Genomic DNA, 19,150 nt, shown 5'->3' on the forward strand with positions numbered 1-19,150 from the left:
ACCGCGGGGCCGCTGCGAGGACCACGCGGATCAGGCGGAGGCGGCGAGTCTCACGAAGTCGTCGAGCTGGAGCTGCTCGCCCCGCAGCGACGGGCTGATTCCGGCCGCTTCGAGCGCGGTGGCGGCGGAGGTGGGGTCACCGAAGACGACGGAGAGCGACTGCCGGAGTGTCTTCCTGCGCTGCTGGAAGGCCGCGTCGACCAGCTTGAACGTGCGGCGGCGGAGGTCCTCGTCGCCCCGCGGCTCGGCGCGGCGGTCGAAGGCGACGAGCACCGAATCCACGTTGGGGACCGGCCAGAAGATCTGCCGGCTGACGTTGCCGGCTGTGCGCCAGTCGCCGTACCAGGCGGCCTTCACGCTGGGCGCGCCGTAGACCTTGGAGCCGGGACCGGCGGCGATGCGGTGGCCGACCTCCGCCTGCACCATCACCACGCCGGAGCGGAGGGTCGGGAAGGTCTCCAGGAAGTGCAGCAGCACCGGCACCGAGACGTTGTACGGGAGGTTGGCGACCAGGCGCGCGGGCTGCTCGGGCAACTCCGTCACCGTGAGCGCGTCCTGGTGGACGACGGTCAGCCGGCCGGCAGCGGCGGGCGCGAGCTGTTCGACCGTGACCGGGAGCTGTGCGGCGAGCCGGCCGTCGATCTCCACAGCGACGACGCGCGCCTTCGCCTCCAGGAGCCCCAGGGTGAGTGAGCCGAGGCCGGGTCCGACTTCCACCACGATGTCACCCGCCCCCACCTCCGCGACCCGGACGATGCGGCGGACGGTGTTCGCGTCGATCACGAAGTTCTGGCCGAGCTTCTTGGTCGGGGTGACGTCGAGGAGTTCCGCGAGGTCGCGGATCTCGGCCGGCCCGAGCAGGCGCAGCTCGCTCACGCGATGGTCCCGATCGGGCCCGACGGCGGCGGCCCGACCGGCTCGCTGTCCCACCGGCCGTAGACGAGCTCGGTGTTGGAGTTGATCTGTGCGGCGAGAGTGGAGGCGTCGGTCTCCAGGTACTCGGCCATCGCCCGCAGCGTGTGCGGGATCAGGTACGGCGCGTTCGGCCGGCCGCGGAACGGCGCTGGTGTGAGGAATGGCGCGTCGGTCTCGACCATGATCAGGTGACGCGGCGCGGCCCGCAGCGCGGCGCGCAGGTTCGGCGCGTTCTTGAAGGTGACGTTGCCCGCGAAGGACAGGTACCAGCCGTTATCGGCGCAGATCTCGGCCAGCTCCACGTCGCCGGAGAAGCAGTGGAAGACGGTGCGCTCCGGCGCGCCGACGCGTTTCAGCGTCGCGACGACGGCGGCGTGCGCGTCCCGGTCGTGGATCTGCAGGGCAATGCCGTTCTGCTTCGCGATCTCGATGTGCGCCTCGAAGGACGCGAACTGCGCGTCGCGGCGCGGGCCGGCCTCGGTGCGGAAGAAGTCGAGCCCGGTCTCGCCGACGGCCCGCACCCGCGGCCGCCCGGCCAGTTCCGCGATGACCGCGAGGGCGTCGTCCAGCTCGCCGCGCTCGGCGTAGTCGGGAGCGTCGTTGGGGTGCAGGGCGACCGCGGCCAGCATGCGCGGCTCGACCGCCGCGGTCTCCGCCGACCAGCGCGAGGTCTCGACGTCGTTTCCGACCTGGACGACGCCGCGCACGCCCACGCTGGAGGCCCGGTCGAGCTGCTCGCGGTAGTCGAGCGGTTCGTGGCCGTCGGCGATCTCCAGATGGGTGTGGTTGTCGTAGACGGGCACGACGAGCGCTTCCGGCAGCGGCGGGTACGCGAGGTCGCGACCGTCGGTGACGTGTCGCTGCCGGATGAACGCGGGGTCGGTCATGCCCCCTGCACCACGTCCGCCTCGATGCGCGGGAACAGCGCCTCGAGCCCGTTCACCTCGGTGCCGGCAGGCAGCTGACCCCAGTCGCCCGCGGTGCGCAGCGGCTGCGCGTCCAGCGGGCCGAGCTCCGCGGTCACGCCGAGCGCCGTCCACAGCTTCGCCGTCGCCTTCGGGATGACCGGCGACAGCAGCACGGCGAGCGCGCGCAGTCCCTCGGCCGCGGTGTAGAGCACCGTCTGCAGGCGCTCGCGCTTGGCGTCGTCCTTCGCCAGCGACCACGGCTCCTGGATCGTGATGTAGCCGTTGAGCTCGTCCACGATCGTCCACACCGCGGCGAGCGCGTCGTGGATCGCGAACGCGCTCATCGCGGCGTCGGCGTCGGCCGTGGCCTTCGCGACGACCTGCTGCACGTGGCGGTCGGCCTCCTCGCACGCGCCCGCCGGCGGCACGACGCCCTCGAAGTAGCGGGTGACCATCGCGATCACGCGCGACGCCAGGTTGCCGAAGCCGTTCGCGAGCTCGGCCTGGTAGCGCGCCGCGAGGTCCTCCCAGCTGAACGAGCCGTCCTGGCCGAAGTTGATGGCGCGCAGGAAGTAGTAGCGGAACGCATCGGAGCCGAAGGTGTCGGTGATCTGCGTCGGCGCGATGCCGGTCAGCTTGGACTTGGACATCTTCTCGCCGCCGACCAGCAGCCAGCCGTGCCCGAAGACCCGGTGCGGCACCTCGAGTCCCGCGGCCATCAGCATCGCCGGCCAGATGACGGCGTGGAAGCGCAGGATGTCCTTGCCGACCAGGTGCGTCGCCGGCCAGCGGCGCTGGAACGTCTCCTCGTCCTGGCCGTAGCCGACCGCGGTCACGTAGTTGAGCAGCGCGTCGAACCACACGTACACGACGTGCGACTCGTCCCACGGCACCTTGATGCCCCAGTCGAAGCTGGACCGCGAGATGGAGAGGTCGCTCAGCCCCTGGCGCACGAAGGAGACGACCTCGTTGCGCGCCGACTCCGGCTGCACGAACTCCGGCCGCTCCTCGTAGAGCGCGAGCAGCCGGTCGGCGAAATCGCTCATCCGGAAGAAGTAGTTCTTCTCCTGCAGCAGCTCCAGCGGCTTGGAGTGGATGGCGCAGACCTTCTGCCCCTCGTACTCCCCGGTGCCGTCGACGATCTCGCTCTGCGGCTTGAACTCCTCGCAGCCGACGCAGTACAGCGCCTCGTACTCGCCCGCGTAGATGAAGCCGTCGTCGTACAGCTTCTGCAGGAACTTCTGCACGTTCTCCTCGTGCCGCGCGTCGGTGGTGCGGATGAAGTCGTCGTTGGCGATGTCGACGGTCTTCAGCAGCGGCAGCCACTCGTTCGTCACCAGCCGGTCGGCCCACTCCTTCGGGGTGGTGCCGTTGGCGGTCGCGGTGCGCAGGATCTTCTGACCGTGCTCGTCGGTCCCGGTCAGCAGCCAGGTGTCGTCGCCGGCCTGACGGTGCCAGCGCGCGAGGACATCCGCGGCGACCTCCGTGTAGGCGTGCCCGATGTGCGGGACGTCGTTGACGTAGAAGATCGGCGTGGTGATGTAGAACGCGGAGCCGTCGGACATGGTGACTATCCTACGGGCGCGCACGGGGGTGGGCGGGCGTGTTACCGCCGGGCCTCCAGCGCCGCCTGGTACAGCTCCCGCCGCGACAGCCCCGTCGCCTCCGCGACCTCCGCCGCCGCGTCCTTCAGCCGCGCGCCGTCGCCGACGAGCGCGAGGACCTGCTCCAGCGCGGTGGCCGGGTCGGCCTCCCGCGCCGGCGCCCCGGCGACCACCACGACGATCTCGCCGCGGACGCCCTCTGCCGCCCACTCGGCCAGCTCCTGCAGCGTCCCGCGACGGGTCTCCTCGTGCAGCTTCGTCAGCTCGCGGCACACCACGGCCCGCCGGTCCGCCCCGAACACCGATGCCAGATCGGCGAGGGAGGCCGCGAGCCGGTTGGGCGACTCGAAGAACACCATCGTGCGCTGCTCGGCCGACAGCGCCCGCAGCGCCGACGTTCGCTCACCGTGCTTGCGCGGCAGGAAACCCTCGAACGTGAACCGGTCGGTCGGGAGGCCGGACACGGCGAGCGCCGACAGCACCGCGCTCGGGCCGGGCACCACCGTGACTCCGACGCCGGCCGCCGCGGCGGCCTCCACCAGCGGGAAGCCCGGGTCGGAGACGGTCGGCATCCCGGCGTCGGAGAGCACCACCACGTCCTGGTCGCGGGCGAGCTCCACCAGCTCGGCGGCGCGGTCGCGCTCGTTGTGCTCGTGCAGGGCGATCAGGCGCGGGCGGTTCTCGACACCGAGGCCGGCGAGGAGGCGCTGCGTGACGCGGGTGTCCTCGGCGGCGACGACGGTCGCCGAGGCGAGCAGCTCGACCAGGCGGGCGGAGGCGTCGCCCAGGTTTCCGATCGGCGTCGCGGCGAGGATGATCATAGGTCCAGTCTGTCAGGATGTCCTGGTGACCTCCCCCTCGCCCCTCGCGGCCGACGCCGCAGCCGCAGGCGCCCACCCGGCCGCGCACGCTGCGCCGCCGCGCACCGGCAGCCGGCTGGACGACTGGTGGGCGCGCGTGCTGCGCACGCCGTTGCGGCTGAAGCTCTGGTACTGGGGTGCGCCGATCGGGGTCACGGTGCTCGCCGCGGTGCTGCGGCTGTGGTATCTCGGCTCGCCGCACGTGCTCGTCTTCGACGAGACCTTCTACGTCAAGGACTCCTGGAGCCTCTTCCACCTCGGCTACGAGGGGAGCTGGCCCGACAAGGCCGACCAGTCGTTCGCGGCCGGGAACACGAACATCTTCGATTCCTCCCCGTCCTTCGTCGCGCACCCTCCCCTCGGCAAGTGGATCATCGCGCTCGGGATGGCAGCGACCGGCGCGGGCAACTCGTTCGGCTGGCGCCTGTCGACCGCGGTCGTGGGCATCCTGGCCGTGCTCGTCGTCTTCCTGATCGCGCGGGCGCTGTTCTCGTCGACGATCATCGCGACCATCGCGGGATTCCTCTTCGCGATCGACGGGCACGCCATCGTGATGAGCCGCGTCGCGCTGCTCGACAACATCGTCATGTTCTTCGCGCTGCTCGCCTTCGGCTGCGTCCTGCTCGACCGGCGGTGGCATGCGGACCGCCTCGCGGCGAAGCTCCTCAGCGCCCGCAGGGCGGGGCGCGACCCCTCGTGGGGCCCGGTGCTCTGGTGGCGGCCGTGGCTGATCGCCGCGGGCGTCCTCACCGGGCTGTGCGCGGGAGTGAAGTGGAGCGGCTTCTACTTCCTCGCCTTCTTCGCCGTCTACACCGTGGTGGTGGACCTCGTCGCGCGGCGGCGGGAGGGTGTCGCCTTCTACATCAGCGGCGCCGTCCTCAAGCAGGCGCCGGCGACCTTCGTGCTGATGGTCCCGATCGCGTTCCTCTCCTACATCGCCACCTGGACGGGCTGGCTGGTGACCAGCGGCGGCTACTACCGCAACTGGGCGCAGTCGGTGCACGCGCAGTGGACGGGCGCCCTGTCCTGGGTGCCGCTATGGTTCCAGAACCTCTGGCACTACCAGACGGAGATGTACAACTACAGCATCAACCTGCACGTGCCGCATCCGTACCAGGCCAACCCACTGACCTGGCTGTTCATGATCCGGCCGACGAGCATGTACTACACGGGCAACGCGTACGGCCAGGGCGGCTGCACGGCTCCGGGAGGCTGCTCGGCAGCGATCACGTCGCTCGGCAATCCGATCATCTGGTGGGCGGCGTCCGCAGCGGTGTTCTACCTGGTCTACCGGCTCGCCCGCTACCGCGAGTGGCAGGTCGGCCTCATCCTCACCGGCCTCGCCGCGGGCTATCTGCCCTGGCTGCTCTACATCAACCGCACGATCTTCCAGTTCTACGCGATCGCGTTCGAGCCGTACCTGATCCTCGCGCTCACGGCGGTCATCGCACTGGTGCTCGGCAAGCGCACCGACCCGGAGCGGCGACGGCGTCAGGGAATCGCCTGGACGGCGGTGTTCCTCGGGCTCGCGACCGTGGTCTCGGCGTTCTTCTGGCCGATCTGGACCGCCCAGCAGGTCCCGTTCTGGTTCTGGCAGATCCACATGTGGCTGCCGAGCTGGGTCTGACGCCCCCCGTTCGTTCTCGACGGAAATCGGCCCCTACCGCTGTCGGCCCCGGGTGGTAGACCGGTGAGTATGGATGCCGAAGAGCCGCTGAACCTCGTCCCCCTCCCCGGAAGCGAACGCCCCGAACGCGCCGGATTCCAGACCCGCGGAGCCCTCCCTCCCGACACGCCCGTCCAGGCGACGCTGATCCTGCGCCGCCGGGCTCCCCTCCCCGATGACGCCTTCACGTCGCACCTGACCACGCAGGAGCTCGGGGATCGCTACGGCGCCTCGCCCGACGACCTCCGACTCGTGACGTCGACCCTCAAACGCCTCGGCGTGACCATCGACGAGGAGAACGCCGCCGAACGCCGCGTGCGCGTGTCCGGCCCGGTCTCGGTCCTCGCCCGCGTGTTCGGAACCGACCTGGCCGAGGCCCGGCCGGCCGACGCCGGGGAGGACGCGCCGAGCTTCCGCCAGCGCTCCGGCGGCCTGAGCATCCCGGCCGAACTCGACGGCGTCGTGACCGCGGTGCTCGGCCTCGACGACCGCCCCCAGGCGCGCGCCCAGTTCCGGGTCACCCCGGCTGCGACGGTGAGCACCAGTTACACCCCGCCCCAGCTCGGGAAGGTCTACGACTTCCCGGCCGGAACGGACGGCAGCGGCCAGACGATCGCCATCATCGAGCTCGGCGGCGGCTACGTGCAGTCCGACCTCGACACCTACTTCGCCGGGCTCGGCGTCCCGTCGCCGTCGGTGACCGCCGTCGGCGTGGACGGGGCCGCGAACGTCCCCGGCCAGGACCCGAACGGGGCCGACGGGGAGGTCATGCTCGACATCGAGGTTGCAGGAGCGCTCGCCCCCGGCGCAGCGCTGCTCGTGTACTTCGCACCCAACACCGACGCCGGATTCCTGGACGCCGTCAGCACCGCCGCGCACGCCACGCCCACCCCGGCGGCGATCAGCATCAGCTGGGGCCAGTCCGAGGACCAGTGGACCGCGCAGGCGCGCAACGCCTTCGACCAGGCGCTCCAGGACGCGGCCGCCCTCGGCGTGACCACGACCGTGGCGGCCGGCGACGACGGCAGCAACGACCGGGTCGGCGACGGCAAGGCCCACGTCGACTTCCCGGCCTCCTCCCCGCACGCCCTCGCCTGCGGCGGCACGCGCTTGGAGGCGAACCCGTCGACCGGCGCCGTCCAGTCCGAGACCGTCTGGAACAACGGCGCGGGCAACGGCGCGACCGGCGGCGGCGTCAGCGACGCCTTCGCCCTCCCGACCTGGCAGCGGAACGTGGGAGTCCCCGCAGGGCCTGGCGGGACCGACGCGGGAGGCGCCGCCAACGGCCCCGGCGGCCGCGGCGTCCCCGACGTGTCGGCCGTGGCAGACCCGCAGACCGGTTACCAGGTGCGCGTGGATGGCAAGGACCTGGTCATCGGCGGCACCAGCGCGGTGGCTCCGCTGTGGGCGGCGCTGATCGCGCGGCTGGCGCAGTCCGCCGGGTCGCGCTTCGGACTGGTGCAGCCGAAACTGTACGACTCCATCCGGGCGGGGCAGGTGGCCGCCGGGTTCCGGGACATCACGTCGGGGAACAACGGCGTGTATAAGGCCCGGTCGGGATGGGACGCGTGCACGGGGCTGGGCGTGCCGGACGGGGCCCGGTTGCAGTCGGTGCTCTGAGGGCGGCGGGCCGCGCTGAGCGGGCCGCGACGACAGTGACGCCCGCCGGGCACGGCCCGCGTGCGACGGCGGAGCGGGCCGGCCCGTGTCGGGAGGCGGGTTGCGTTGACGCAAGAATGGGGAGGTGACCTCACCCGCCCCTGGGCCCACCCCCTCAGCCGGCCGCTCCTCCTTCGCCTGGCTGCCGGGCGTCGCCGTCGCCGGCCTCGCCGCCGCGGCGGCCTGGGGCATCCACTGGCTGGCGCCGGCGGTGCCGCTGCTCACCGCGGCGGTCGTGCTCGGCATCGTGGTCGGACAGCTCCCGGCGGCGCGCGGCGCCCTCGGCGGCGTGCTCGCTCCCGGCCTCACCGTGAGCGCGAAGCGGCTGATGCGGATCGGCGTCGTGCTCCTGGGCCTCAAGCTCAGCCTCGGCGACATCGGCGGGCTCGGCTGGGTCGCCATCCTGACGACGATCGGGATCGTGGTATTCAGCTTCGGCGGGACCTTCTTGATCGGCCGGCTGTTCCGCCTCCCGGGCCACCAGCCGCTGCTGATCGCGACCGGCTTCTCGATCTGCGGCGCGTCCGCGATCGGCGCGATGAGCGGCGTGGTGAAACCGAAGGACGAGGAGGCCGCTACCCCGGTCGCGCTGGTGACGCTGTGCGGGACGCTCGCGATCTTCGTCTTGCCGCTGTTCTGGCATCCGCTCGGCCTCTCCGCCGTGCAGTTCGGCCACTGGGTCGGCGGCGGCGTCCACGACGTCGGCCAGGTGGTCGCGACCGCGCAGATCGCCGGTCCGGCCGCGCTCTCCGTGGCGATCGTCGTCAAGCTCACCCGCGTCCTGATGCTCGCCCCGACTGTCGCGATCGCGGCGGTCGTCGAGCGCCGCCGCCGGGTGGAGGGCGACCCCAGCGTGAAGCGCCCGCCGATCGTCCCGCTGTTCGTCGCTGGCTTCATCGCCGCCGTGCTGATCCGCTCGTTCGTCCCGCTGCCGGTCGGCGTGACCGCCGGCGCCGACACGCTGCAAACGATCCTGCTCGCGATGGCGCTCTTCGGCCTCGGTACCGCCGTCCGGCTGCGCACCCTCGTCGGAACGGGCTGGCGCGCGCTCGCCACCGGGTTGCTCTCCTGGGCCCTGATCGCCGCGCTCGCGCTCGGCGCGGTCTGGGTGTCGGCCGCCTGAGCGGGAGCGGCGCCAGACGCACCCCGGCGCACGCACGAGCGCGATCCCGCGCGACTGCGCCGGCACCGGCCGACGCCCCGATCCGGCTAGTGCGCGACCTTCAGCCCGATGACGCAACCCACCAGGCCGAGGATGAGCAGGAGCTTCACGATCGAGAAGCCGTCGCCGCCGAAGGCCATCGCGTAGAGCACGGTGAGAGCTGCGCCGATGCCGACCCAGACCGCGTACGCCGTGCCGGTGGGGATCTCGCGCATCGCGTACGCGAGGCCGCCCATGGACGCGACGAGACCGGCCACGAACACGAGGGACGGCCAGAGCCGGGTGAATCCGGCGGACTTTCCGAGGGCCGTCGCCCAGACGGCTTCGAGCACGCCGGAGAGGATGAGGACGATCCACGACACGATGACTCCTTGGCCAGTCTTGTCGCGTGCCGGGTACTGAACCGTCGTCCGGGATCGCGGTTCTGCGATCGTTCCCAGGCTAGCGAGGAAGCCTGAGCAGGCCCGGTGCACCGGCCGCCCTGACGCTACCGCTCCGCCGGGAACGATGACCGCGTGTTACGGTCCCCGCCCGACGGCCTTCCGGGGCCTCGGGTAGCGTGGCCGCATGGCTGATCGCGAATATGGCTTCCGGACGCGTGCGATCCACGCGGGCAACATCCCCGACCCCGTGACCGGAGCGCGCGCCCTGCCGATCTACCAGACCAGCGCGTTCGTGTTCGACGACACCGCGGACGCCGCGGCCCGCTTCGCCCTGCAGAAGTACGGCAACATCTACTCGCGGCTGGAGAACCCGACGGTCGCCTCGTTCGAGGAGCGCGTCGCCAGCCTCGAAGGCGGCATCGGCGCCGTGGCGACGGCGAGCGGGCTGAGCGCCCAGTACATCACCTTCGCGTCGCTGGCCGGCGCCGGCGACCACATCGTCGCGTCCGCGAACCTCTACGGCGGCTCGATCACGCAGCTCGATGTGACGTTGCGCCGCTTCGGGGTGGACACGACCTTCGTGCAGAGCTCCGACCCCGCCGACTACGCGGCCGCGATCACCGACCGCACCAAGCTGGTGTTCGCCGAGACGATCGCCAACCCGTCCGGCGAGATCGCCGACATCGAGGGCCTGGCGGAGGTCGCGCACGCCGCCGGCGTCCCGCTGATCATCGACTCGACCATCGCCACGCCCTACCTCAACCGCCCGATCGAGTGGGGCGCCGATATCGTCATCCACTCGGCGACCAAGTTCCTCGGCGGCCACGGCACGACCCTCGGCGGCGTCGTGGTGGAGAGCGGCCGTTTCGACTGGCACACCGAGAAGTTCCCGCTGTTCGGCCAGCCGGTGCCGTCCTACGGCGGACTGCAGTGGTCCGGCAACTTCGGCGAGTACGCCTTCCTCACCCGTCTCCGCGCCGAGCAGCTCCGCGACATCGGCCCCTCGCTCGCCCCGCACTCCGCGTTCCTGCTGGCGCAGGGCGTCGAGACACTGCCCTACCGCATCCAGGCGCATGTCGACAACGCGCGCGCCGTCGCAGAGTGGCTCGACGAGGACCCCCGCATCGAGAAGGTGTTCTGGGCAGGTCTGCCGGAGCACCCGCACCACGACCGCGCGCAGAAGTACCTCCCGAAGGGACCGGGCAGCGTGTTCTCGTTCGTCGTGAAGGGCGGCCGCGAGGTCGGCCAGCGCCTGATCGAGTCGCTGAACCTGGCCAGTCACCTCGCGAACATCGGCGACGCGAAGACGCTCGTCATCCACCCTGCTTCGACGACGCACGCGCAGCTCACCGAGCAGCAGCTCCTCGACGCCGGTGTGCTCCCCGGCGTCGTGCGTATCAGCGTCGGCATCGAGGATGTCGACGACATCATCTACGATCTGGACCAGGCGCTCAGCGCGGCGGTGAAGGAGGCGGCAGCATGACGACGGCGAACGCGACCACTACCACGACCCTGACGACCACGGACGACTCCACCGCCGCGACCGGCGACTCCACCACGACGCAGGTCCAGCTCGTCAACGGCCTCAGCTGCTCGCTCCCCGCCGACTCGCCCCTGGCCAAGCTCCTGAAGTCGCAGCGCACCTGGACCGGACCGGACGCCAAGGAGCGTCTCCGCATCCTTCGTGCGGCGAAGTCGGTCGCGATCGTCGGCGCCTCCGCGAACCCGGCCCGCTCCAGCTACTTCGTCGGGACGTACCTGCAGCAGTCGAGCGACTTCCGCGTGTACTTCGTCAACCCGAACGCCGACACCATCCTGGGCCAGAAGGCCTACCCCGATCTTGCCTCCCTTCCCGAGGTGCCGGACATCGTGGACGTGTTCCGCCGCGCGAGCGACGTCCCCAGCGTGATCGACGAAGCCGTCGCCGTCGGCGCCCCGACCGTCTGGGTCCAGCTAGGCATCTGGAACCAGGAGGCCGCCGAGTACGGCGAGTCCCTGGGCCTCACGATCGTGATGGACCGCTGTATCAAGATCGAGCACGCCCGCTTCCACGGCGGACTCCACCTGCTCGGCTTCGACACCGGCCAGATCACCGCCCGCAAGACGCTGCGCTGACCTACTCTCGGACACGCTCGCACTGACCCGCTCGCGCTGACCTGCGCGCACTGATCCACTCGCGCTGACCCGCTCCCGCCTGACCTACTTCTCGACCGCCTTCAGCCCCCTTCCCTTCATCGCGGGCAGCGACTCCATCGCGCGCGTGAGCCGTTCGTCGGTCGTCACGAGCGGAGCCGTGAGCAGTTCCGAGAGTGCGACGAACGCCGCGTCGAAACCACTGAGGCTGCCCCGCAGGTCCCACACGCGCTGCTCGACCGTCTCGAACGGCCAGGGCTCGATCGGGAGCTCCAGGAGCTCGGCGTAGGCCATCGATGCCTCGGCGTCCGTCAGCTTTCCGCGCAGCCGTAGCTTGCGGAGCACGTTGGCCGCCTCGGCGAACATCAGATCCGGAGCGGCCAGGTCGCGGCCGCGCAGACGCTCGGCCACGGCCCGGCCGTTCTCTCCCGGGTCGACGAGGAGGTCGATGACCGCGCAGGTGTCGACGATCACCGTCTGGGGCAGACCGACGCCCGGCGCAAAAGGACCGGCGGACTCCTCGGACGGATGCGCGGCGTGGACCTCCGTGCGCCGCACCGCGGCCGCCAGCGCGCTCATTCGCGGCTCCGGGCGATCATGTCGGACACGGCCTCCCGGTCGAGGGGCGGGAAGTGCTCAGCGCGGCGCCGGATGCTGTCGAGGACGTCGTCGACCGTGCGCTTGCCGGCGAGACGGGTGAGTTCATGCACGAGGTACTCCTGAAGTGATCGGCCCGATCGCGCCGCACGCGCTGCGAGCTCGTCGCGCACCTCGTCCGGAACGGAACGGATCGTGATTGAAATGGGCATGCATGCAGTTTAGCAGCAATGGTGGCATTGTGCAGGTCTCCTTCTCTAGGTGGATGCGATGTGTCCATCCTCGGCGGCCTCAGGCGCGCGGATCCGGCTCTGACGAGATCTGTGGAGGACTCGCCGGGCGTCAGCGACTGTGGAGGAGTTCCGGGCGCGCTTCGGCGCTCACGCCCGCGCCACGATGTGGAACACGTGCCAGTGCTTCGGCCCCTCGAACGACATCCCCCGCCGGTCGTCCTCGACCAGCCGCAGAACCTCGAGCCCGGTGAGCATGGCCTCCACTCCCGCGCGGTCGTGGAAGTTCATCCCCGGCCGCCCGAACCACTCGTCGTGCGGCCCGAACAGCTCCCCGGCGAACAGCCCGCCCGGCTCGATCGCGTCCCGGATGTCCGCCCACAGGTAGGGGAACCGCGTCGGATCGCAGAACGGCAGCGCGAACCCGGCGTAGACGAAGTCGGCGCGCGGCAGCTCACCGAGCGACTCGAAGGTGGCGCACCGCGTCGACACGCGTCCTGAGGCCTCCGGGTCGAGCCCGGCGCGCACCCGCTCGTCCACCGCGGGGTCGGAGTCCACGGCGAGCACCTGCCAGCCGCGCTCGGCGAGGTCGCGCGTCTCGACCCCGTCCCCGCAGCCGAGGTCGACAGCCGCGCCGGCCGGCCCGTCCCACGCCGCGAGCGCCGACTCGAACGTCGGCCGGACACCGCGTCCGCCCTGCTTCTCGTAGAAGTGCGACCAGTCGAACGCCATGCCATGAGCCTACGCGCGAGGCGACGCGGAACGCCCGGTCCCGGCTAAAATCGGCGAGTGGAATCCGCGCCCTCCCGTCCCCGTGTCGCCGTGCTCGGCCCGGTGCTCGTCGAGGACCGCACCGGCGCGCTCGCCGAGCCGTCCGGCACGCGCGGCAAGAGCCTCATCGTCGCGCTGGCGCTCGCCCGCGGCGGCCGCTCGGTGCCGGCGCTCGTCGACGACCTCTGGGACGACGCTCCCCCGCGCCAGGAGCGCGCGGCCCTGCAGACGCTGGTCTCACGCGTGCGCACGTCCAGCGCCGACGGCATCCTGGAGTCCACGCCGAGCGGCTACGCGCTGGCCGTCGGCGCACACGGCACCGACCTCGACCTCGCCGCGCACCACCTCGGCCTGGCGCGCCGCGCCCTCGCCGGCGAAGCCGCCGGCGACGCGCTCCGCGAGGCGAACTCGGGCCTCGCGCTCTGGCGTGGCGAGCCTGGGCTGGACCTCGCCGGCTCCCGCCTCGGCGAGGAGCTGGCGCGCACCGCCGCCGAGTTGCGCACCGAGCTGCTCGTCGCCCGCGCCCGCGCCGCCCGCGAGAGCGGCGACCCCACGACGGCGCTCGCCGACCTGCACGAGTTGCTGCGCCTGCGCCCGCTGGACGAGTCCCTGCACGCCGAGCGGATCCGCACGCTCGCCGACGCCGGGCGCCGCAGCGACGCGCTACTCGCGTTCGCGGAGCTCGCGGAAGCCCTGCGCGAACGGCTCGGCACGCGTCCGGGCCCCGAACTGGTCGCCCTGAACGCCCGCCTGCTCGCCGAGGAGGACGAGCATGACGACGACCGCGAGCACGCCTCGCCGCGCCGGGTCCGGATCGGACTGCGCGCGGCGCCGAACGCCCTGGTCGGCCGCGAGTACGACCTGGAGGCCGTGGAAGACCTGGTCGCGACGTCCCGCCTGACGACGATCCTCGGCGCCGGCGGCCTCGGCAAGACCCGGCTCGCGCACGAGATCGGACACCGCGCCATCCACACGCCCGCCGTCGTCCTCGTCGAGCTCGCCGGCGTGCGCACCGGCGCGGACGTCGAGCTGGCCTTCGCCACGACCCTCGGCATCCGCGAGCCCCGGACCGCGCGCCTGCCCGAGCCGGGAGCCCAACTCGACCTGCGCTCGCGCATCCTCGGCCTGCTCTCCGAGCGCGAGACGCTGCTGATCGTCGACAACTGCGAGCACATCATCGACGCGGCCGCGGCCTACATCGAGGACATCCTCTCGGCCGCCCCGACGGTGCGAGTGCTGGCCACGAGCCGGGCGCCGCTCGCGATCGGCGCCGAACGCGTCTACGCGCTCGGGCCGCTGCCCTCCGACGACGACGGGCCGGCCGTCGAGCTCTTCGCCGAGCGCGCCAGGGCCGCGCGCCCGGGCGTCGTGCTGCCGCCGGAGGCCGTCGCCCGGCTGTGTGCGCGGCTCGACGGCCTCCCACTCGCCATCGAGCTCGCCGCCGCCCGCACCCGATCGCTCTCCGTCGAGGAGATCGAGCGGCGCCTCGGCAACCGGTTCGCGCTGCTGACCGGCGGTGAGCGCACCGCGCCGGAACGCCACCGCACGCTGTTCGCGGTGATCGACTGGAGCTGGAACCTGCTGGCGGCGTCGGAGCAGGCCCTGATGCGCCGGCTCTCGGCGTTCCCCGACGGCTTCAGCGCGGAGGCCGCGGAGGCGGTGGCGGGAGCCGGCGCGGCGTCGGTGCTGGACGACCTCGACGCGCTCGTCGCCCAGTCGCTCGTGACGGTCTCGGAGGACCCGGACACCGGGATCCTGCGCTACCGCATGCTGGAGACGGTCCGGGAATTCGGCGACCTGGAGCTGACCGCTGCCGGGGAGGCCGACGAGGTCGAGGCCGGGGTGGACGCCTGGGCGGTCGCGTTCGCGCGCGAGGCGATGGCACACATGCACGGCCCGGAGCAGGTGCCCACGTTCGCGCGCGTGACCGCAGAGCAGGACAACCTGGTCGCGGTGCTGCGCTCGGCACTCGACGGGGACCGGCCCGCGACGACAGCCGCGGTCTTCGCGGTGCTGTCGTATTACTGGTCGCTGCGCAGCGCCCACACCGAGGTACTCGGCTTCGGGACGGCCGTGCTCGACGCGCTGGCCGGCTGGGACCCGGAGGGCGATGACCGGGAGACCGCGGCCGCCTGCTACGCGCTGATCGGCGGCACCTTCCTCTACGCCGGACTGCGCACCGCCGTCCGCGCGATCTCCCGGCTGCGCCGGCTCCGCCGTGAGGCTTCGTTCGCCGACCCGCGGCTCGGCGCGATCGCCAGCCTCGTCCTTTCCGCCGGCCATGTCGAGCGCGGGATGCGACTTCTCGCCGAGTTCAGCCGTTCCGCCGACCCCGAGCTCGCCGCGATGGGCGGCCTCCTCACCGCGCAGCTCCAGGAGAACGCGGGCGAGCTGGACGACGCGCTCGCGAGCGCGACCCGGGCGCACGAGAAGGCGATCGAGGCGCAGGACACCTGGTCGCGGGCGTCGGCCGCGCAGACCCTCGCCCAGCTCCACAGCCAGCTCGCGCACCCGCATGAGGCGCTCGCCTGGGCGGCGAGCGCACACGACGGGCTCGCGACGCTGCGCGCGGCGGGCGACCTCCGCCAGCTGGACTGGCTGATCGCAGTCAACTCGATCTCGGCCGGCGACGTGGACCGGGGACGCGCCCTGCTGGAGAATTACCTGCACGAAGAGGTCGACCGCACCGGTTTCGACTACGTCGACTATTACGGGATCGGCTACGCCGGGCTGGCGGAGATCGCGCTGGCGGACGGCGACTACGCGCGCGGCATCCGCCTGTACGACCAGGCGATCGGCGTCTACACGGACGACACCGCCGCCGAGCGCGACGCGATCGCCAACCCGTGGCTGACGATCCTCGGCGCCGCGCTCGTCGCCGCACGGCTCCGCGCGCAGGAGGCGGAGACCTCGGCGGACGGCCCGGCCGGCGATCCGCTCAGCCGCGAGCAGACCGCGGAGGCAGCCCGCCGGCTTCGGACGCGGGTGCTGGTGAGCGCCCGGCTGAGCCCGCCGTACCTCGACAAGCCGGTGATCGGCACCGGCCTCCTCGGCTTCGCGATCTGGATGCTCGACGCGGAGGTCGGCACGGCCCGCGGGGACGCCTGGGTCGACGCAGGGCTGGAGCTGTTCGCGCTGGCCGAGCGGGCGAACTCGCGCCAGGACATCGAAAGCCTCCACCGGCCGGCGCTCGCGGAGCGGGTGCGGCGGACGTGGGGCGACGAACGGCTGGCGGCTGCGCAGGCGGCTGCGGGGACGATGGGGCGGGACGACGCGGCGGTGCGGGGGCTCGAGGTGCTGGGGGCTGTGCGGGTCTGACGGGCCGTCGGCACGCATGAAGCGGCCGCCGCATCCCTCCGCAGGATGCGACGGTCGCTGTCCGTGGGCGGGAGGCTACGCCTTCCGCATGTAGGCGCGCACGGTGAGCGGGGCGAAGACCGCCACGATCACGGCCGCGCCGAGCAGCGCCCACCAGCCGTCGGCGCCGAACGTGCCGTTGTTCGCGAGGTCGCGCACCGCGGTCACCAAGTGGGAGACCGGGTTGATGTTCACGAACCACTGCAGCCACTCCGGCAGGGTCTTCACGGGTACGAACGCGTTCGAGAAGAAGGTCAGCGGGAACAGCACCAGGAACGAGATGCCCTGCACCGATCCCGCCGTGCGGGCGATCACGCCGAAGAAGGCGAAGATCCAGCTGATCGCCCAGGCGCAGACGATGACCAGCAGTCCGGCGAGGATGACGAAACCGAGGCCCGCCGCGGGCCGGTAGCCCATGAAGAAGCCGGTCACGAAGGTGATCGTCGTGGCGATCGCGTACCGCAGTGTGTCCGCGAGCAGCGCTCCCGACAGCGGGGCGATGCGGGCGATCGGCATGGACTTGAAGCGGTCGAAGACGCCCTTGTCCATGTCCTCGCGCAGCTGGACGCCGGTCACGACCGAGGTCGTGATGACGGTCTGCGCGAGGATGCCGGGGATGAGGTACGGCAGGTAGCCGGAGACACTGCCGGTGATCGCGCCACCGAACAGCAACGCGAACATGATCGTGAAAATGATCGGCTGCAGCGTCACATCGAACAGCTGCTCCGGCGTCCGCTTGATCTTGAGCAGCCCGCGGTGGGCCATCGTGATCGTGTTCGCCAGCGTCTGGCGGAGGCTGACGTGGTTCTTCAGGTTCCGCTCGGACGGCGGGGTGATGGTGGCGATGGCGGTCATGCGCGGACTCCTTCGGTTGCTGGGGCGGTCTCGGCGGACTCGGCGTCAGCGGTGGTCCCGTCCTCGACCCCGTGGCCGGTCAGCGTGAGGAACACTTCGTCGAGCGTCGGCTTCTGCACCGACATCTCCTGGAGGTGGATGCCCGCCTCCCGGAACGTGACGAACAGGTCGGTGACGGCGTCGGCGTCGCGCATGGGCGCGGTGAGCCGCGATCCCTCCGGCGACACCACCGCCTCCACGCCCAGCACGGTGGCGATGGCGCGGCGGGCGTCCTCGATGTCGGCGGCGTCGGTCAGTCGGAGCTGCAGCGACGACTCCCCCACCGACGCCTTGAGCTCGTCGGCGGTGCCCTCGGCGACGACGCGTCCGCGGTCGATGACCGCGATGCGGTCGGCGAGCTGGTCGGCCTCGTCCAGGTACTGCGTGGTGAGCAGCACGGTGGAGCCGGTGGAGACCAGGCGGCGGATGGTGTCCCACATCTGGGCGCGGGTCCGCGGGTCGAGGCCGGTGGTCGGCTCGTCGAGGAAGATCAGCGGAGGCTGGGCGATCAGGCTGGCGGCCAGGTCGAGCCGCCGGCGCATGCCGCCGGAGAACTTCTTCAACGGGCGCTTGGCCGCGTCGGAGAGCCCGAACTCCTCCAGCAGCTCGGCGGTCTTCGCCTTCGCCTCCCGGCCGCTGAGGCCGAGCAGCCGGGCGAAGATCATGAGGTTCTCGTTTGCGGAGAGCGTCTCGTCGACGGACGCGAACTGGGCGGTCACGCCGAGGAGCTGGCGGACGATCTGCTGCTCCCTGCGGATGTCGTGCCCAAACACGAAAGCGTCGCCGCCGTCCGGGCGGAGCAGGGTGGCGAGCATGGAGATGGTGGTGGTCTTCCCGGCTCCGTTGGGGCCGAGGACGCCGTAGACGGTGCCGGCGCGGACGTTCAGGTCGACGCCGTCGACCGCCCGGTTGTCGCCGAAGACCTTGACGAGCCCGTGGGCTTCGACGGCCCACTCTGTGCTGCGAGTCATGGTGGTCCTTCCTGGTGAGGTGGATGAGTCGATCGTCGCGGAGGCCGCTTGCACGGCGCTTACGGGGCGCTTACACGGCGCTTGCAGAGCGGTGGGAGGGTGTTCGAAAGCAGCAGAGACCGGGGGTAGGGCATGCAGGTGTCAGAAGCGAATCGTGAGATGGCGAGGAGCGCGGAGGGCCGGCCTGCGGTCAGGGCGAAGCGCGGGATTGCGACGAGCGTGGAAGGCCGGCCTGCGGTCAGGGCGAAGCGCGGGATTGCGACGAGCGTGGAAGGCCGGCCGGCGGTCAGGGCGCCCCGCGGAGCGCCGCGACGACCGCCGGCCGGTCCACGCCGGCCAGGGTCAGCGCGCGCGGCACGGTGCCGAGTTCCAGGCCGAAGATCGCATTCAGGAGGTCGGCCTCCCCCGAGCGCTGGCGTCGGTGGGCGGATGCGACACGGTGGGCGCGGGTGAGTGCCTCCTTGGCTGAGGCGCCCCAGCGTGGGCGGGCGACGCGGGGCGAGGCGACGAGACGCTCCTCGGGCGGAAGGGTGACCCCGGCGACGCGGAGGCTGGCCTCGCGCTCGGCGAGCAGTGCGGCCTCCAGGCCGGCGGGGTCGAGTCCGGCCGCCGCGAGCACGTCGCGGACCTGGCCGCTGCCGTCGCGGGACAGCGCGAGCAGCAGGTGCTCGGCCTCCACGAGGGTGGCGTTGCGGCGCTGCGCCTCAGTGACCGACGCGATCACCACGGAGCGCAGGGCTTTCGAGAGCGGTTGGCCGGGGGCGTTGTTGGCCGTCCCGGGCGGGATGTCAGACATTTCGTCTCCTGAGGGCTACGCCTGCGGCGGCGACGCGGCGCAGGTGCTTCTTGTGCACGGCCTGGCGGGTGACGCCGAGCGCGTCGGCGATCTGGGTCCAGCTCCAGCCGTCGCGAAGGGCGTGCTCGACTTCCGCGTCTTCGAGTCGGTCGGCGAGCTCGCGGAGGGCGACGACGGCGGCCAGGCCGTCGGCGACCCCACCGAGCGGGTCCGGAGCCGGGGTGGGAGGGTTCATGAGAGCAAC

18 protein-coding genes and 1 riboswitch are annotated in these 19,150 nt (G+C 71.9%); of the genes, 6 read left to right on the forward strand and 12 right to left on the reverse strand.

Translation table 11 applies throughout. From position 1 onward, the window contains the following. Positions 1-30: 30 nt before the first annotated feature. The 4 genes from rsmA to rsmI are packed head-to-tail and all read right to left on the reverse strand — an operon-like array spanning position 31 to position 4,248. Entirely contained in the window at positions 31-876 is an 846-nt protein-coding gene (rsmA, locus tag AC1ROW_RS12465; RefSeq protein ID WP_493019223.1) for a 16S rRNA (adenine(1518)-N(6)/adenine(1519)-N(6))-dimethyltransferase RsmA, read from the reverse strand. Continuing rightward, positions 873-1,802, reverse strand: a complete 930-nt coding sequence (locus tag AC1ROW_RS12470; RefSeq protein ID WP_493019224.1) for a TatD family hydrolase — start codon at positions 1,800-1,802, stop codon at positions 873-875. The genes rsmA and AC1ROW_RS12470 overlap by 4 nt, the downstream gene beginning before the upstream one ends. After that, positions 1,799-3,388, reverse strand: coding sequence for a methionine--tRNA ligase (gene metG / locus AC1ROW_RS12475; protein ID WP_493019225.1), 1,590 nt, complete (start codon positions 3,386-3,388; stop codon positions 1,799-1,801). Before metG ends, AC1ROW_RS12470 begins: the two co-directional genes overlap by 4 nt. A gap of 41 nt (positions 3,389-3,429) precedes the next feature. Next, entirely contained in the window at positions 3,430-4,248 is an 819-nt protein-coding gene (gene rsmI / locus AC1ROW_RS12480) for a 16S rRNA (cytidine(1402)-2'-O)-methyltransferase (protein WP_493019226.1), read from the reverse strand. Positions 4,249-4,273: 25 nt separating this feature from the next. Between rsmI and AC1ROW_RS12485 the strand changes: the two genes are divergently transcribed. From AC1ROW_RS12485 to AC1ROW_RS12495, 3 genes are all read left to right on the forward strand, one after another. Then, on the forward strand, positions 4,274-5,914 hold the full coding sequence (locus AC1ROW_RS12485; RefSeq protein ID WP_493019227.1) for a dolichyl-phosphate-mannose--protein mannosyltransferase: 1,641 nt from the start codon (positions 4,274-4,276) through the stop codon (positions 5,912-5,914). Between the two features lie 69 nt (positions 5,915-5,983). Continuing rightward, positions 5,984-7,573 (forward strand): S53 family peptidase, encoded by a 1,590-nt coding sequence (locus AC1ROW_RS12490; protein ID WP_493019228.1) that lies wholly within the window; start codon positions 5,984-5,986, stop codon positions 7,571-7,573. Between the two features lie 124 nt (positions 7,574-7,697). After that, the gene (locus AC1ROW_RS12495) at positions 7,698-8,735 is read left to right on the forward strand and encodes a YeiH family protein (RefSeq protein WP_493019229.1); all 1,038 of its coding nucleotides are present in this window, start codon (positions 7,698-7,700) and stop codon (positions 8,733-8,735) included. Between the two features lie 86 nt (positions 8,736-8,821). Here the strand turns inward: AC1ROW_RS12495 and AC1ROW_RS12500 are convergent, their stop codons facing one another. Next, positions 8,822-9,136: a DMT family transporter gene (locus AC1ROW_RS12500; RefSeq protein ID WP_493019230.1), complete on the reverse strand. Its 315-nt coding sequence runs from the start codon at positions 9,134-9,136 to the stop codon at positions 8,822-8,824. A gap of 8 nt (positions 9,137-9,144) precedes the next feature. Continuing rightward, positions 9,145-9,210: riboswitch (guanidine-III (ykkC-III) riboswitch) on the reverse strand. 131 nt (positions 9,211-9,341) lie between these two features. On the opposite strand from AC1ROW_RS12500, the gene AC1ROW_RS12505 reads away from it, so the two are divergent. Further along, the gene (locus AC1ROW_RS12505; RefSeq protein WP_493019231.1) at positions 9,342-10,640 is read left to right on the forward strand and encodes an O-acetylhomoserine aminocarboxypropyltransferase/cysteine synthase family protein; all 1,299 of its coding nucleotides are present in this window, start codon (positions 9,342-9,344) and stop codon (positions 10,638-10,640) included. 131 nt (positions 10,641-10,771) lie between these two features. Next, entirely contained in the window at positions 10,772-11,272 is a 501-nt protein-coding gene (locus AC1ROW_RS12510; protein ID WP_493019458.1) for a CoA-binding protein, read from the forward strand. Between the two features lie 84 nt (positions 11,273-11,356). Here AC1ROW_RS12510 and AC1ROW_RS12515 read toward each other — a convergent pair whose 3' ends face one another. The 3 genes from AC1ROW_RS12515 to AC1ROW_RS12525 all read right to left on the reverse strand — a co-directional run bounded on the left by AC1ROW_RS12515 (position 11,357) and on the right by AC1ROW_RS12525 (position 12,849). Then, entirely contained in the window at positions 11,357-11,869 is a 513-nt protein-coding gene (locus tag AC1ROW_RS12515) for a type II toxin-antitoxin system VapC family toxin (protein ID WP_493019232.1), read from the reverse strand. Continuing rightward, positions 11,866-12,099, reverse strand: coding sequence for a FitA-like ribbon-helix-helix domain-containing protein (locus AC1ROW_RS12520; protein WP_493019233.1), 234 nt, complete (start codon positions 12,097-12,099; stop codon positions 11,866-11,868). The genes AC1ROW_RS12515 and AC1ROW_RS12520 overlap by 4 nt, the downstream gene beginning before the upstream one ends. A 168-nt stretch (positions 12,100-12,267) precedes the next feature. Beyond that, positions 12,268-12,849, reverse strand: a complete 582-nt coding sequence (locus AC1ROW_RS12525) for a class I SAM-dependent methyltransferase (RefSeq protein WP_493019234.1) — start codon at positions 12,847-12,849, stop codon at positions 12,268-12,270. A 57-nt stretch (positions 12,850-12,906) separates the two neighbouring features. Here AC1ROW_RS12525 and AC1ROW_RS12530 point away from each other — a divergent pair, with 57 nt between their 5' ends. Then, positions 12,907-16,206: an ATP-binding protein gene (locus AC1ROW_RS12530; RefSeq protein ID WP_493019235.1), complete on the forward strand. Its 3,300-nt coding sequence runs from the start codon at positions 12,907-12,909 to the stop codon at positions 16,204-16,206. 75 nt (positions 16,207-16,281) lie between these two features. Here AC1ROW_RS12530 and AC1ROW_RS12535 read toward each other — a convergent pair whose 3' ends face one another. From AC1ROW_RS12535 to AC1ROW_RS12550, 4 genes are all read right to left on the reverse strand, one after another. Continuing rightward, positions 16,282-17,100, reverse strand: a complete 819-nt coding sequence (locus tag AC1ROW_RS12535; protein WP_493019236.1) for an ABC transporter permease — start codon at positions 17,098-17,100, stop codon at positions 16,282-16,284. Then, on the reverse strand, positions 17,097-18,110 hold the full coding sequence (locus AC1ROW_RS12540; protein WP_493019237.1) for an ATP-binding cassette domain-containing protein: 1,014 nt from the start codon (positions 18,108-18,110) through the stop codon (positions 17,097-17,099). The genes AC1ROW_RS12535 and AC1ROW_RS12540 overlap by 4 nt, the downstream gene beginning before the upstream one ends. Before the next feature lie 286 nt (positions 18,111-18,396). Then, positions 18,397-18,906 (reverse strand): Clp protease N-terminal domain-containing protein, encoded by a 510-nt coding sequence (locus AC1ROW_RS12545; RefSeq protein ID WP_493019238.1) that lies wholly within the window; start codon positions 18,904-18,906, stop codon positions 18,397-18,399. Continuing rightward, complete coding sequence (locus tag AC1ROW_RS12550) at positions 18,899-19,141, reverse strand: helix-turn-helix domain-containing protein (RefSeq protein WP_345834394.1); 243 nt, start codon at positions 19,139-19,141, stop codon at positions 18,899-18,901. The genes AC1ROW_RS12545 and AC1ROW_RS12550 overlap by 8 nt, the downstream gene beginning before the upstream one ends. Between the last annotated feature and the right edge of the window lie 9 nt (positions 19,142-19,150).

The organism is Leifsonia sp. GW821-FHT13C09 (assembly GCF_058806435.1).

What these genes read in the sequence shown, in the direction of transcription:
- AC1ROW_RS12470 (WP_493019224.1), bottom strand. Translation starts at nt 1,802, where the DNA reads ATGACCGACCCCGCGTTCATCCGGCAGCGACACGTCACCGACGGTCGC.
- metG (WP_493019225.1), bottom strand. Translation starts at nt 3,388, where the DNA reads ATGTCCGACGGCTCCGCGTTCTACATCACCACGCCGATCTTCTACGTC.
- rsmI (WP_493019226.1), bottom strand. Translation starts at nt 4,248, where the DNA reads ATGATCATCCTCGCCGCGACGCCGATCGGAAACCTGGGCGACGCCTCC.
- AC1ROW_RS12490 (WP_493019228.1), top strand. Translation starts at nt 5,984, where the DNA reads ATGGATGCCGAAGAGCCGCTGAACCTCGTCCCCCTCCCCGGAAGCGAA.
- AC1ROW_RS12505 (WP_493019231.1), top strand. Translation starts at nt 9,342, where the DNA reads ATGGCTGATCGCGAATATGGCTTCCGGACGCGTGCGATCCACGCGGGC.
- AC1ROW_RS12515 (WP_493019232.1), bottom strand. Translation starts at nt 11,869, where the DNA reads ATGAGCGCGCTGGCGGCCGCGGTGCGGCGCACGGAGGTCCACGCCGCG.
- AC1ROW_RS12520 (WP_493019233.1), bottom strand. Translation starts at nt 12,099, where the DNA reads ATGCCCATTTCAATCACGATCCGTTCCGTTCCGGACGAGGTGCGCGAC.
- AC1ROW_RS12525 (WP_493019234.1), bottom strand. Translation starts at nt 12,849, where the DNA reads ATGGCGTTCGACTGGTCGCACTTCTACGAGAAGCAGGGCGGACGCGGT.
- AC1ROW_RS12535 (WP_493019236.1), bottom strand. Translation starts at nt 17,100, where the DNA reads ATGACCGCCATCGCCACCATCACCCCGCCGTCCGAGCGGAACCTGAAG.
- AC1ROW_RS12540 (WP_493019237.1), bottom strand. Translation starts at nt 18,110, where the DNA reads ATGACTCGCAGCACAGAGTGGGCCGTCGAAGCCCACGGGCTCGTCAAG.
- AC1ROW_RS12545 (WP_493019238.1), bottom strand. Translation starts at nt 18,906, where the DNA reads ATGTCTGACATCCCGCCCGGGACGGCCAACAACGCCCCCGGCCAACCG.
- AC1ROW_RS12550 (WP_345834394.1), bottom strand. Translation starts at nt 19,141, where the DNA reads ATGAACCCTCCCACCCCGGCTCCGGACCCGCTCGGTGGGGTCGCCGAC.